The following is a 13,129-nucleotide window of genomic DNA, read 5'->3' as shown; positions in this document are numbered from 1 at the left end:
CTCGAAGCGGAATCTGTTCGGCGTGATCGGCCTGCTCAGCCCCTCGGGTGGCAAGGACTGGCTCGCCGGCGGGCACGTGATCGTCGAGGAGGGCACGGGCGCGCGCTTCGTGCTCGGCGCCGACGGCGCGGTGCACCCGGTGCTCAACTACGCGTCGGCGCGGCTGCTCGCGGATGGCAACGGCGACGCGACCGTCTCCGTCTCCTCCGAAGACCTGGGCAAAGCTCCGCGTGGCACGGAGATCGGCATCTCCGCCGCCCCCGACTCGCTGCCCGCCGCCGGCGCGCTCGTGGCCGCGCCGTGGACGAGCTGCAGCCGCACGACGCAGGACGCGCCCGCGTCGGCCGAACCGCTCGTGGCCGTGCTGCTCGGCACGCCCGCCGCGGGGACGCGGCTGCCGCGCGGCTCGGGCGTGATCGTCCGGGTGCGGGGCGGCGAGCGTTACCTGCTCGCCGACGGCCGCCGCTACCGGCTCGGCGACGAGGCCACGGCCGCGCTGCAGTTCGGCAGCTACCCGACGATCGCGGTGTCGTCCCGCTGGCTCGACACCGTGCCCGCCGGACGCGACCTCGGCGAGCTCCCCGTGCCCGGCGCGGGCGGGCCAGGGCCGCGCGTCGACCCGGCGGACACACGCGTCGGCGAGGTCCTCGCGGTGGTCGACGTGATGGCAAGCGCGGGCGACGCCACGTTGTACTACCTCGTGCGCGGCGACGGCCTCGAGCCCGTCGGCCAGACCGAGGCGAGCCTGCTCGTCACCACATCCGCCAACGACGCCGCGTACGACGGCAACGCCGCGCCGGAGCGCGTACGTGCGGCCGACGTCGCTTCTGTGCGCAAGGTGGCGCCCTCGCGTGCCGGCGGCGCCGATCTCGCCGCGTACCCGGACCGGGTCCCGGGCAAGGCGCCGGCCACCGGCTCGTCGGTGACCCTGTGCGCGCAGGGCGGCGAAGTGTTCGTCTGCGCCGCAGTGCCGGTGCCGCCGGGCGGGTGCGCGTTGCCGGTCACGAGCCACCGCGACGCCCGCGTGGCCGACGAGGTGTACGTGCCGCCCTCGGGCGGCGCCCTGGTTTGCGACACCGGTTCCGGCACGACCTACCTGGTCACGGACCTGGGGCGAAATTATCCGATCGCGACCGCTCCGGCGCTCGCTTCGCTCGGTTACGGTTCCGTGGCCAGGCAGGCGCTTGCGAGCGGTCTTCTGGCACTGGTGCCGACGGGTCCGGCGCTGGACCCGGCCACGGCCGGGCAGCCGGTGCCGTCGGGTGGAACGGGATGAGCGAGTCGGTGTACATGACAGAGGAACGGCCCAGCACGGGGGAGACGGAGTCCGCGCGGATCCGGGTGGCGGTGATCGAGGACCACCCGCTGTACCGGCGGTCGGTGGAGCGCGTGCTCGCCGAGGCCCCGGACGTCGAACTGGGCGCGGTGGCGGACTCCGTGGCCCGCTTCCACGTCGAGCGGCAGCCGCCGGGGTCGGTGGTGCTGCTCGACCTGGGGTTGCCGGGCGTCGCGGGCGCGGCCGCCGTGCTGGAAGTCTGCGAGCTCGGGCACCACGTGCTCGTGGTCTCCGCGCAGGCCGAATCGGAACAGGTGCTGGCCGCGATCTCGGCCGGCGCCAAGGGTTTCCTGTCCAAGGACGTCGACGTCGACGAGCTGCTGATCGCGATCCGCGCCGTCGCCGAGGGCGGTTCCTACGTGTCGGCGGTGGTCGCCGGGATGATCATCACGGACAACACCGAGCGGCCGGTCGCACGGCCCGAGATGGCGCTCTCCCCGCGCGAGGAGCAGGTGCTACGGCTGGTCGCGGCGGGCGAGCGGGACATCGACATCGCCCGCATCCTCGACATCGGCGTCCGCACCGTGCGCGGCTACCTCGACCGCATCCGCGACAAGACGGGTGAACGCCGCCGCCCGGGGCTGGTCAAGGAGGCCATCCGCCGGGGCCTCGTGGGCGGGTCCTGAAATGAGCGCGGCTGTTGACCCGATCCACGTCGGGGTGATCGAAGACCACCCCCTCTACCGCGACGCCGTCGCCCGCGTGCTCACCGAAGCCCCCTACGTCGAACTCGGCGCCGTCGCCGACTCCGTCGCCCGCTTCGCCGTGCAAGACCAGCCCCCGGGCAGCGTCGTCGTGCTCGACCTCAAGCTCCGCGGCGTCCAGGACGCGGCCGCCGTCCTGGAAGTCGGATACCTGGGCCACAAGGTGCTCGTGGTCTCCGCCCACGCCGAACAACCGGAAGTCCTCGGCGCCATGCAAACGGGCGCCAAGGGCTTCCTGGCCAAGGACGTCGACGGAGACGAGCTGTCGCGCGCCATCCGCACCATCGCCCAGGACAACGCCTACGTCTCACCCACCCTGGCCGACCTGATCATCCAGGACAGCGACGATGGCCACGCCGGCCCCAAGATCGTCCTCTCCGAACGCGAAAAGCAGGTCCTGCCCCTCGTCGCCGTCGGCGAACGCGACGTGGACGTCGCCGAAATCCTCAACATCAGCGTCCGCACCGTCCGCTCCTACCCCGACCGCGTCCGCGACAAAACCGGGCGAACGCCGCCGCGTCGGCGTCGTAAGTGCCGCCATCCGCGAAGGCCTACTCCGCTAACGCGCACTCACACCAGCCCACGCGGCGGCCACCCGCGAAGGCGAGCCGACCGCTCCCCTCACCTGCACAACGCAACAGACGCGCACAGAGCTCACCTGCACCCAGCCCCCGCCCTGCACCCCGTTCCGAAGCCTTCTTTACGATCCGGCTTCGGGGTGCACTCCCACGCAACAGCCCTGCGAGGACGGCACCATTTCCTGCGACAACCGCAACACGCCCCTACGAGGACCGCCTCACACCTCGCGAAAACCCCACACCCCCTGCGAGGACCGCACCACTCCCCGCGACATCCCCGACACACCGTGCGCAAAACCTCAACAATCCCCGCGCACGACCCCCTCACAACCCCGTCACAACCGCCGATTACCCAACGCCCCCGTCGCCCCCCTCGCCTTCCCCGCCACCGCGGGATCCACCTCCACCACAACCGTCTCCGGCTCAGCGCCCAACTCCACCAGCACCCGCCCGAACCCATCAGCAACCAGCGAATGCCCGATCCCCGTCGGCGCCTTCGGATTCACCTCGATCCCCGAAGCCGCCGGATCAGCCTGCCCACACCCCACGACCCAGCACCCGGAATCCAACGCGCGCGCCCGCACCAGCACCCGCCACTGGTCGAGCTTCCCTTCCCCAGCCCCCCACGAAGTGGGCATCAGCACCACATCCGCGCCGTCGTCCGCCAACCGCCGGAACAACTCCGGGAACCGCACGTCGTAACACGTCGCGACCCCGAACACGGTCCCCTCGACCTCGAACGTCACGGGCGCGTCCCCAGGCGCCACCGTGTCCGACTCGGCGAAGCCGAACGCGTCGTACAGGTGGATCTTGTCGTACCCGAGCGACACCCCGAGGCCGGTGATCACCAAGGTGTTCCGCACCCGGCCGTCCGGGGCCGGCGTGAACATCCCCGCCACCACCAGCACCCCGTGCTCGTCCGCGATCGCCGCCACCGCCGACGCCCACGGCCCGTCCAGGGGCTGCGCCACCGGCCCGAGCGGCCGCCCGAACCGCGCCATCGTCGCCTCTGGGAAGACCACGATGCGCGCCCCGTCCGCGGCAGCGGCTTCGACACCGGCGCGAACGAGTTTCAGGTTCTCCTCCGCATCGTCGCCCGAGTTGAGCTGGACCAACGCGATCCGCGGCACAGCGTCCTCCCTCATCGTGGGACAGCAGGTCACCACCGAGTATCCCTGCCAGGGCGTGCGGAGCCACCTCGTACCCTGGTGACCATGCTGAACCGCACCGACCTGCGTGGGCAGGTCCCGACCGTCGCCGAACTGCGAGCCGCGCTGCCGCGCGCCGAATACGACGTGGACGCGGCCCTGCATCACGTTCGGCCGGTGGTCGAGGCGGTTCGCGACCGCGGGGTGGCGGCGGTGCTCGAGTACACCGAGCAGTTCGACAAGGTCCGCCCGCAGTCCGTGCGCGTCCCCGCGGCGGAGCTGACGAAAGCCCTCGACGCGCTCGACCCGCAGGTCCGCGCCGCGCTCGAGGAGTCGATCGCGCGCGCCCGGAAGGTGCACGCCGATCAGCGCCGCCAGGACGTGACCACGCAGGTGGTCCCCGGTGGCACGGTCACGGAGCGCTGGGTGCCGGTGGACCGCGTCGGGTTGTACGCGCCGGGCGGGCTGGCGGTGTACCCGTCGACGGTGGTCATGAACGTGGTGCCGGCGCAGCTCGCGGGCGTCCGCTCGCTGGTGGTCTGCTCGCCACCGCAGGTGGCGTTCGGCGGCCTGCCGCACCCGACGATCCTCGCGGCCGCCGCTCTGCTGGGCGTCGACGAGGTGTGGGCTGTCGGCGGTGCGCAGGCCGTGGCGCTGCTCGCGTACGGCGGCACGGACACCGATGGCGCCGAGCTCGCGCCCGTGGACATCGTCACCGGTCCGGGCAACATCTACCTCACCGCCGCGAAGCGCCTGGTCCGGGGCGTGATCGGCATCGACTCCGAGGCCGGCCCCACGGAGATCGCGATCCTCGCCGACGAGACGGCCGACCCGGTCCACGTGGCGGCCGACCTCATCAGCCAGGCCGAGCACGACCCGCTCGCGGCCAGCGTGCTCGTGACCACGTCCGAGGAGCTTGCCGACGCCGTCGAGAAAGACCTCACCGGGCGCGTCGCCGCGACGAAGCACTCGGAGCGCGTGACGCAGGCGCTGAGCGGGACGCAGTCGGGAGTCATCCTGGTGTCCACTGTGGACGACGGGCTCCGGGTCGTGGACGCCTACGCCGCCGAGCACCTCGAGATCCAGACGGCGAACGCCCGGGAGGTCGCCGCGCGGGTGCGCAACGCCGGGGCGGTGTTCGTCGGGGCGTACGCGCCGGTCTCGCTCGGCGACTACTGCGCCGGCTCCAACCACGTGCTGCCCACGGGCGGCTTCGCCCGGCACTCGTCGGGCCTGTCGGTGCAGAGCTTCCTCAAGGGCATCCACGTCGTCGACTACAGCCAGGACGCGCTGCGCGAGGTCGCCGGCCGCGTCGTCGCGCTGGCCGACGCCGAGGACCTGCCCGCCCACGGCGAGGCCGTGACCGCCCGATTCGCGGGGGAGACCCGATGACCGACCAGGCCGTGCCGGGCGCCGAGGTGACGCTCGACGCCCTGCCGCTGCGCGAGGACCTGCGCGGCAAGAGCCCCTACGGCGCGCCGCAGCTCGACGTGCCCGTGCGGCTCAACACCAACGAGAACCCCTACCCGCCGCCGCCCGAGCTGGTGGCCGACGTGGCGGAAGCCGTGCGAACCGAAGCCGCTTCGCTGCACCGCTACCCGGACCGCGACGCCGTCGCGCTGCGCACGGACCTCGCCGACTACCTCACGGTGTCGACGCGGGTCGTGCTGTCCGAGGCGAACGTGTGGGCGGCCAACGGGTCCAACGAGATCCTGCAGCAGACCCTGCAGGCGTTCGGCGGGCCGGGCCGCAGCGCGCTCGGCTTCGAGCCGTCGTACTCGATGCACCCGATCATCTCCTCCGGCACGCGCACGGACTGGGTGCCGGTGCCGCGCCGGCCCGACTTCACGCTCGACACGGCCCGCGCCGCGGAGCTGGTGGCCGAGCGGCGCCCGGACGTCGTGTTCGTGACCAGCCCGAACAACCCGACCGGCGGGTCGATCCCGTTCGACCAGCTGCGCGGGATCCTCGACGCGGCGCCGGGCATCGTCGTGGTGGACGAGGCGTACGCCGAATTCTCGTCGCAGCCCAGCGCGGTCGGGCTGATCGAGGAGTACCCGGCGAAGCTGATCGTGTCGCGCACGATGAGCAAGGCGTTCGCCTTTGCGGGTGGGCGGCTCGGCTACCTGGCGGCCGCTCCGGCGATCGTCGACGCGCTGCAGCTCGTTCGGCTGCCCTACCACCTGTCCAAGCTCACGCAGGCCGCCGCGCGCGCCGCGCTGCGCCACGCCGACGCGACGCTCGGCACCGTGCAGAAGCTCGCCGCCGAACGCGATCGCGTCGTGGAAGCCTTGCTGGGCCTGGGTTTCACGCCCGTGCCGAGCGACGCGAACTTCATCCTCTTCGGACAGTTCGCCGACGCGAAGGCCACGTGGCAGTCCTACCTGGACAACGGCGTCCTGATCCGCGACGTCGGCATCGAAGGCCACCTGCGCGTGACCATCGGTACCCCGGAAGAGAACGACGCCTTCCTCGAGGCCAGTAAGGAAGTACCGCGATGAGCGAGCCTGCGAGCGAATCATTCGACACCGCGCCTTCGGGTAACGGCGCACCGAGCGTCGGCGAGGTGGGCGCATGACTCGCATCGGCAAGGTGGAGCGCACGACCAAGGAGTCGTCGATCCTGGTCCAGCTGGACCTCGACGGCACGGGCCAGGTCGAGATCTCCACGGGTGTGCCGTTCTACGACCACATGCTCACGGCCTTCGGCGTGCACGGCTCGCTGGACCTCAAGGTCGAAGCCACGGGCGACATCCACATCGACGCCCACCACACCGTCGAGGACACCGCCATCGTCCTGGGCCAGGCGCTGCGCCAGGCCCTCGGCGACAAGAGCGGCATCCGCCGCTTCGGCGACGCCTGGATCCCCATGGACGAGACGCTCGCCCACGCCGCCATCGACGTTTCGGGCCGCCCGTACTGCGTCCACGTCGGCGAGCCCGAGCAGTTCAACACGTTCACGATCGGCAACAACTACCCGTTCGTCCTGACGCGCCACGTGTTCGACTCCCTGTCGTTCCACGCGCAGATCGCGCTGCACGTCCGCGTGATCCACGGCCGCGACCCGCACCACATCGCGGAGGCGGAGTACAAGGCCGTCGCCCGCGCTCTGCGCGCCGCGACCGAACCCGACCCGCGCGCGGGCGGCATCCCGTCGACGAAGGGCGTGCTCTAGACGCCGGGGCTCGTGCCGGCGGAGGTGTTGCTCTTCCGGCACGGTGTCGCGTCTGTGGCTTCGCGGCTGGTTGGCCGGTAGCGGCCGGCCTCACGCTGCCGTGTGCCGCGTTGTGTTGTACCCGCGTCGGCGGTCGCGTTCGTCCGGGCGCATCGCGTGCTTCGTGGCGCCGCGCCGTGTCGCCCTGGCATCGTCGACCGCGTGCGTTCGCCCGGCGTCGCGGAAGGCGCCGCACCTGTGGTCGCTGGTGGGGGCCCCGTCCTGCGCGCCACGACCGAACCCGACCCGCGCGCGGGCGGCATCCCGTCGACGGAGGGCGTGCTCTAGCTGTGAGGTCCAGGGACGTTGTTCGAGATTGAGGTGACTTGGGGCCTGTCGTTGAGACAGGCGAAGGCCTCCGGTTGTGAAGTGGAGCTGTTGAGGAACCGCTTCACCAAGATCCGGAGGCCTTCGTGTCCCACGCCAACGCGGCGTTGACCCCGCGTGCGCGTGCGAGCCTTCGCGGGTTGTCGTCGATCAAGGCGGGGGCTTAGTTCCATGGCCGCGAAGGTGTTCACGGTTTCACCTCGCACGGCTGCGAAGTGGGCGAACCGATACCGGACCGAAGGGGCTGCCAGGACGGCCGGCCACTCCTCACGGCCGCATCGCAGCCCGGCCACGACGTCCGAGCAGATCACCGGGGGAGATAGTTCGGTTGCGGTGGCGCACACGTCTCGAACCGGTGCAGATGCCCGGCCGGCTCGGCGTGCCCGCGTCGACCGTGCACGCGGTGCTGATCCGTTGCCGGATCAACCGGCTCAGCCACATCGACCGGGTCACGGGCGAACGTCTCCGCCGCGATGAGCACGAGTACCCGGGCTCGTCGGTGTGTCGCACCGCGCGGTCACCTGGTTCGCCCACCCCGGCGACACCGTCGAACGCGTTCTGTCCGACATCGGCGCCTGCCACCGTTCGTTCGCCTGGCGCGACACTCGCGCCACCCTGGGAATCACCCACAAGCGCACCCGGCCCACCGGCGCCAGACCAACGGCAAGATCGAGCGCTGCCATCGCACCCTGGCCGACGGCTGGGCCTACGCCGACTTTCAACCCAGCATCCCCACGCCGAGCCGCTCTTCCCGCCTGGCTCCACGCCGACAATCGCCACCGACCCCACAGCGCCACCGCAGGCCACCCACCAGCAGGCTGACCAACCTACCCAGACATCACAGCTAGACGCCGAACACCGCGCGCGGCGTCGCGTACGCGACCGGGCCCGGGAAGTGGGTCGCGGCTTGCGTGACGGCGTCGCGGGGGGTGACGGTGTGGCTCATGTGCGTGAGGACGAGCCGGGCGGCGCCCGCCGCGGCGCGGCCGGCCTCGGCGGGCGTGAGGTGCACTGTGGACGGTTCCGAGCCGTCGGCTTCGCACAGGAACAGGTCCGCGCCGTCGGCCAGGCGGGTCAGCGCAGGGCAGGGGCCGGTGTCGCCCGAGTAGGCCAGGGTGCGGCGGCCGTCGGTGATGCGCAGGCCGAACGCGGGGAAGCCGTGGTCCACCGAGACGGACGTGAGGCGCAGGTCGCCGATGCGAGCGCGGTGGCCGTCGTGCAGTTCGTGGACCGCGAAGGCCTGCTCGATGGGTGCGCGGCCGGTGTTCGACAGGAACGCCGAGATCCGGGCGGCCGTACCAGGTGGGCCGTACAGCGGGATCGGCCGGCGCGGCCGCAGGTCGGCGAAGAGCAGGGCGTACACGGCGGGCAGCAGGTCAGCCACGTGGTCGGCGTGCAGGTGCGAGACCCACACGGCGTCGAGCTCGTCGGGGCTCGTGTGCTCCTGCAGCGCGGCGAGCGTGCCGGGACCGGCGTCGACCCAGATGTTGGTGCTGCCGTGTCTGACCAGGTAGCCGGAGCACGGGTTGCCCGGGCGGGGGTACGGGGTGGCGTTGCCCAGTACCGTCAGGGTGAAGGCCATGTGGCACGCTAACCCCCGTGAGCAAAGAGGTGATCGCCATCCTGCTGCTGGCCCTCGGCGGCTTCCTGGCCGGCGGCGTCTACTCGACGTGGAAGACGGCCAAGTTCATCGCCGTCGTCCTGGGCCTCGCGGCGCTGCTGGCGATCGGCGGCGCCGTCGTCTGGCTCGTCAGCTGAACCGGACGGCAGCGCCCTGCCTCACACCCGGACCGGCTCGCGTTCTGCCAGCGCCTTCGTGAGGCCTTTGCCCTCGACGTCCACGTTCGGCAGCACCTTGTGCAGCTTCCGCGGCAGCCACCACGCGCCGCGCCCGAGCAGTGACATCACCGCCGGCACGATCGTCATCCGGATCATGAACGCGTCGACCAGCACCCCGAACGCCAACGCGAACCCGATCGACTGGATCAGCGTCGACTCCGCCAGCACGAAGCCCGCGAACACGCTGATCATGATCAGCGCCGCCGCCGTCACCACCCGCGAACCATGCCGGAAGCCGGTGACCATGGCCTCCTGCGGATCGGCACCGTGCACGTGCTCCTCGCGCATCCGCGTCACCAGGAACACCTGGTAGTCCATCGCGAGTCCGAAGAGGACACCGATGAGCAGGATCGGCAGCATGCTCATGATCGGGCCGGTCGACTCGACGCCGAGCAGGTCCGTGAGCCAGCCCCACTGGAACACCGCGACCACGGCGCCGAACGTCGCGACGACCGAGCCGAGGAACCCGAGCGTCGCCTTGAGCGGCACCACGATGGAGCGGAACACCAGCATCAGCAGGAGGAACGCGAGCCCGACGATCAACGCGAGGTAGGGGAGCATCGCGTCGGAGAGCTTCTCGGACACGTCGATGTTCGCGGCCGTCTGGCCGGTGACGGCGAGGCTCGCACCGGTCGTCTCGTGCAGCGGCCCGGACTGCGCGCGGATCGCCGACACGAGGTTCTCGGTCTGCTCGCTGCTCGGGCCGCTCTTCGGGATCACGGTCAGCAGCGCGGTGTCGCCCGCGGCGTTGACGCGCGGTGGCGTGACGGCCGCGACGTCCGGCAGCGTGCTGATGCCCGCGACAGCCTGCTCGAGCCCCTCGGGGTCGTGGTTCGGACCGGTGTCGACCACGACGAGCAGCGGGCCGTTGGCGCCGGCGCCGAAGCCACGGCTCACGAGGTCGTAGGCCTTGCGCTGCGTCGACTCCGGCGCGGCCGTGCTGTCGTTGGGCAGGCCGAGCTGCATGCTCAGCGCCGGGATCGCGACGACGATCAGCCCGGCCAGCGCGGTCAGCAGCACGGGCAGGCGGTGGCGGGCCACGAACCGCGCCCAGCGTTCCCCGTGTGACCGCTCGACGGGCTTGCGGCGCAAGCGGATGCGGTTGCTGAGCACCCGCGTCCCGGCGAAGCCGAGCACGGCCGGCAGCAGCGTGAGGGCGATGAGCACGGCGATCGCGACGGTCGCGGCCGCGGCGATGCCCATCTGGCCGAGGAACGGGATGCCGACGACGGTCAGCCCGGCCAGCGCGATGATCACGGTGAGGCCGGCGAACACCACGGCGGACCCGGCCGTGCCCGCCGCGCGTCCGGCTGCTTCCTCCGGATCCCGCCCCAGGCTGAGCTCGTGCCGGTACCGGGAGACGATGAACAACGCGTAGTCGATGCCGACGGCGAGCCCGATCATCAGCGCGAGCACCGGAGTGTTGGAGTTCAGCTCGAGCCCGGCGGAGGCGAAGTAGATGCCCGCCATGCCGGTGCCGACGCCGACGAGCGCGGTCAGCAGCGGGATACCGGCGGCCAGCAGCGAGCCGAACGTGATGATCAGCACGACGGCCGCCACGGCCACGCCGAGACCCTCGGTCGCGCCGGTCTCGGGGAGCGCCTGCACCGCGTCGCCGCCGAACTCGACCTCGAAACCGCTCTGTTCGGCCACGTTGCCGCTGTCCAGCAGCGCCTGGCGGTCGCTGTCCGTGAGCTCGAAACCCTTGACCTGGTAGCTCACCTGGGCCAGTGCGACGCGGCCGTCGGGTGAGACCGACTTCGCCTGGTACGGGTCGGCAACCCCCGCGACCTTGGGCGCGTTCTTGAGCTTCGCGACCGTCGACTCGACCGCGGCCTTGCCTCCGGCGTCGGTCACGGTGTGGCCCGGCGGCGCCGCGATCACGACGCGCGCGGGCGCTCCACCGGCCGCGGCCTGCGGGAACTTCTCCTGGAGCCGGTCGATCGCCTGCTGCGACTCCGTGCCGGGGATCGTCACCGAGTCCGAAAGCCGGCCGGACAGCGTGAGCGCCCCGAGGCCGAGCACCACCAGCACGGCTGCCCACACGGCCGAGACGAGGGCGCGGCGCCGGAACGACAACCGGCCCAGCCGGTACAGGAATGTCGCCACGAGTCTTTCTCCGTTTCGCCCGGATCGGGCCTCCGTCACACGAACCAGTGAGCCCGAAGCTAGCCGATCGGCAAGGAGGATGCCAAGCCGATCGGCAAGTATGTGACTAGCCGCACGGCTAGAGATTCACTTGTCGATCGGCAAGTAACTCCGTTTGCCGATCGGCAGGTTGTCGCGTACGCTTCCCCCGCTTGACGAGGAGGAACGATGACTACCGCCGTCCCGGCCGAGGACACTCGGACGCGGCTGCTCGGCACCGCGCTGAAGTTGTTCGCCGAACACGGCGTGGAGGGCACGTCGCTGCAGATGATCGCCGACGCGCTCGGGGTCACCAAGGCGGCCGTGTACTACCACTTCAAGACGAAAGCGGAGATCACGGAGGCTGTCGCCGCGCCGGCCATCCGGGAGCTCGACGCCCTCGTGTCGGAAGCCGCCACCCAGCGCCGCCGCGGCGCCCAGGTCGACCACCTGCTCGACGGGTTCGTCGACCTCGTGGTGCGCCACCGCGTTCTCGTCGCGCTGTTCTCCAGTGACCCCGGCATCAACCGCGCCATCGAGAACTCGACGCGTGGCATGGAGGGCTTCAAGAACGCCCTCATCGACATCCTCGCCGGCCCCGATCCGGACATCTCGTCCCGCGTGTCGGCACTGGTGACCCTCACAGGCCTCGCCATGACGGGCGGGTCGCCCGACATCGCGCACCTCGACGACGAGAGCCTGCGCCGGGAGCTCGTGGACGTCGGGCGCCGGCTCCTCGGCCGTCCGCGGCGCCACTGGGACTGAGCGGCCGGCGGTGAAGGGCTCCTCAGCCGTCGAGCGTCAGGTACGGCGGCGGGACCTCGGCCGTCAGCCAGACGCCGTTGTCGCTGCGCTGGAATTCGTGCCCGGCCAGGGCCATTTCGCCCGCGGCGACTCGCAGCACCACCGGACGGCCGTGTCGCGCGCCGACCTTGAGGGCCGTTTCGACGTCGGCCGACAGGTGCACCGCGTGGCGGCGCATGGGCCGCAGGCCTTCGGTGAAGATCACGGGCACGGTCGTCGACGCCGTGCCGTGGTAAAGCATCGCGGGTGGCGCGACCACTGCCAGCCCCAGCTCGACCTCGACGCTGTGGCCCTGGTTGGCCCGGATCCGCGTGCCGGTTTCGTCGAAACTGAAGCGCTGCTTGTTGTTGCGCGCCACCACTTCGTCGAGCTGGGCGCGCGTCACGCCGAACCCGTGCTCCCGCAGGGCCGCCAGCAGCACGTCGACGGACACCCAGCCGGCGGGGTCGAGGACGAGCCCCAGAGAACCCGGATCGTGGCGGAGGTGGCGGGACAGGCGCTTGGAGACGCGGGTCAGGTGTTTCTCGTTCATGTCACGGACCAGAGACCACAACCCGGGGCGGCGGGGCAACTCAGATTCCGCCCTCCGAGACCGGCCGCAGCTTGCTCGCGCCGGGGCCGAAGCGGGCCAGTTCGTCGTCCGCGTTGTAGAGGCTGCAGCTGCGCAGCGACAGGCACCCGCACCCGACGCAGCCCGTGAGGCGGTCGCGCAGGCGCTGCAGGGCGTCGATGCGGGCGTCGAGCTCGTGCTGCCACTCGCGGGAAAGACGGGCCCAGTCGGCCTTCGTCGGGGCGTGGTCGGCGGGCAGGGTGGCCAGTGCGTTGCTGATGTCCTCCAGCGAGAGGCCCACGCGCTGCGCCGCGCGGATGAACGCGATCCGCCGCAGCGCCGAGCGCGGGTAACGGCGCTGGTTGCCCGCCGAACGCTCCGAGGAGATGAGCCCCTTGTCCTCGTAGAAGCGCAGCGCCGTGTGCGGCACGCCGCTGCGTTCGGCGACCTGTCCGATGCTCAAGTGTTCCGCCAACCTCGTCATTGGTCCAGGTTAGCGCTTG

Annotated in this window: 13 protein-coding genes and 2 pseudogenes; 10 read left to right on the top strand and 5 right to left on the bottom strand. The window is 71.5% G+C overall.

The window, feature by feature from the left end; translation table 11 throughout:
• The first annotated feature begins 22 nt into the window (after positions 1-22).
• The 3 genes and pseudogenes from eccB to I6J71_RS33530 all read left to right on the top strand — a co-directional run bounded on the left by eccB (position 23) and on the right by I6J71_RS33530 (position 2,603).
• Positions 23-1,276 (top strand): type VII secretion protein EccB, encoded by a 1,254-nt coding sequence (gene eccB / locus I6J71_RS33540; protein ID WP_239154069.1) that lies wholly within the window; start codon positions 23-25, stop codon positions 1,274-1,276.
• Entirely contained in the window at positions 1,273-1,962 is a 690-nt protein-coding gene (locus I6J71_RS33535; protein ID WP_204090510.1) for a response regulator transcription factor, read from the top strand. The genes eccB and I6J71_RS33535 overlap by 4 nt, the downstream gene beginning before the upstream one ends.
• A gap of 1 nt (position 1,963) precedes the next feature.
• Positions 1,964-2,603 (top strand): annotated as a pseudogene (locus I6J71_RS33530) (response regulator).
• Positions 2,604-2,953: 350 nt separating this feature from the next.
• On the opposite strand, the gene I6J71_RS33525 reads toward I6J71_RS33530, so the two are convergent.
• Entirely contained in the window at positions 2,954-3,748 is a 795-nt protein-coding gene (locus tag I6J71_RS33525) for a carbon-nitrogen hydrolase family protein (protein ID WP_204097367.1), read from the bottom strand.
• Between the two features lie 84 nt (positions 3,749-3,832).
• On the opposite strand from I6J71_RS33525, the gene hisD reads away from it, so the two are divergent.
• The 5 genes and pseudogenes from hisD (at position 3,833) to I6J71_RS33505 (ending at position 8,154) form a co-directional block, all read left to right on the top strand.
• On the top strand, positions 3,833-5,158 hold the full coding sequence (gene hisD, locus I6J71_RS33520; RefSeq protein WP_204090509.1) for a histidinol dehydrogenase: 1,326 nt from the start codon (positions 3,833-3,835) through the stop codon (positions 5,156-5,158).
• Positions 5,155-6,267, top strand: coding sequence for a histidinol-phosphate transaminase (locus I6J71_RS33515; protein ID WP_204090508.1), 1,113 nt, complete (start codon positions 5,155-5,157; stop codon positions 6,265-6,267). Before hisD ends, I6J71_RS33515 begins: the two co-directional genes overlap by 4 nt.
• A 73-nt stretch (positions 6,268-6,340) precedes the next feature.
• The gene (hisB, locus tag I6J71_RS33510; RefSeq protein WP_204090507.1) at positions 6,341-6,940 is read left to right on the top strand and encodes an imidazoleglycerol-phosphate dehydratase HisB; all 600 of its coding nucleotides are present in this window, start codon (positions 6,341-6,343) and stop codon (positions 6,938-6,940) included.
• 201 nt (positions 6,941-7,141) lie between these two features.
• Entirely contained in the window at positions 7,142-7,267 is a 126-nt protein-coding gene (locus I6J71_RS50000) for a hypothetical protein (RefSeq protein WP_255570063.1), read from the top strand.
• A gap of 125 nt (positions 7,268-7,392) precedes the next feature.
• A pseudogene (locus I6J71_RS33505) lies at positions 7,393-8,154 on the top strand (leucine zipper domain-containing protein).
• On the opposite strand, the gene I6J71_RS33500 reads toward I6J71_RS33505, so the two are convergent.
• A complete protein-coding gene (locus tag I6J71_RS33500) occupies positions 8,151-8,888 on the bottom strand; it encodes an MBL fold metallo-hydrolase (RefSeq protein ID WP_204090506.1) in 738 nt (245 codons plus the stop codon). The pseudogene I6J71_RS33505 and the gene I6J71_RS33500 overlap by 4 nt on opposite strands.
• Before the next feature lie 17 nt (positions 8,889-8,905).
• Here I6J71_RS33500 and I6J71_RS33495 point away from each other — a divergent pair, with 17 nt between their 5' ends.
• Complete coding sequence (locus I6J71_RS33495) at positions 8,906-9,064, top strand: hypothetical protein (protein ID WP_204090505.1); 159 nt, start codon at positions 8,906-8,908, stop codon at positions 9,062-9,064.
• A gap of 21 nt (positions 9,065-9,085) precedes the next feature.
• On the opposite strand, the gene I6J71_RS33490 is transcribed toward I6J71_RS33495, so the two are convergent.
• Positions 9,086-11,254 (bottom strand): MMPL family transporter, encoded by a 2,169-nt coding sequence (locus tag I6J71_RS33490; RefSeq protein ID WP_204090504.1) that lies wholly within the window; start codon positions 11,252-11,254, stop codon positions 9,086-9,088.
• A gap of 207 nt (positions 11,255-11,461) precedes the next feature.
• Between I6J71_RS33490 and I6J71_RS33485 the strand changes: the two genes are divergently transcribed.
• Entirely contained in the window at positions 11,462-12,037 is a 576-nt protein-coding gene (locus tag I6J71_RS33485; protein ID WP_204090503.1) for a TetR/AcrR family transcriptional regulator, read from the top strand.
• A 22-nt stretch (positions 12,038-12,059) separates the two neighbouring features.
• On the opposite strand, the gene I6J71_RS33480 is transcribed toward I6J71_RS33485, so the two are convergent.
• Entirely contained in the window at positions 12,060-12,608 is a 549-nt protein-coding gene (locus I6J71_RS33480) for an RNA 2'-phosphotransferase (protein WP_204090502.1), read from the bottom strand.
• Between the two features lie 40 nt (positions 12,609-12,648).
• Entirely contained in the window at positions 12,649-13,110 is a 462-nt protein-coding gene (soxR, locus tag I6J71_RS33475) for a redox-sensitive transcriptional activator SoxR (RefSeq protein ID WP_204090501.1), read from the bottom strand.
• Positions 13,111-13,129 lie beyond the last annotated feature (19 nt).

The organism is Amycolatopsis sp. FDAARGOS 1241 (assembly GCF_016889705.1).
Lineage (GTDB): Bacteria > Actinomycetota > Actinomycetes > Mycobacteriales > Pseudonocardiaceae > Amycolatopsis.
This window is presented reverse-complemented; position numbering and strand designations above follow the sequence as displayed.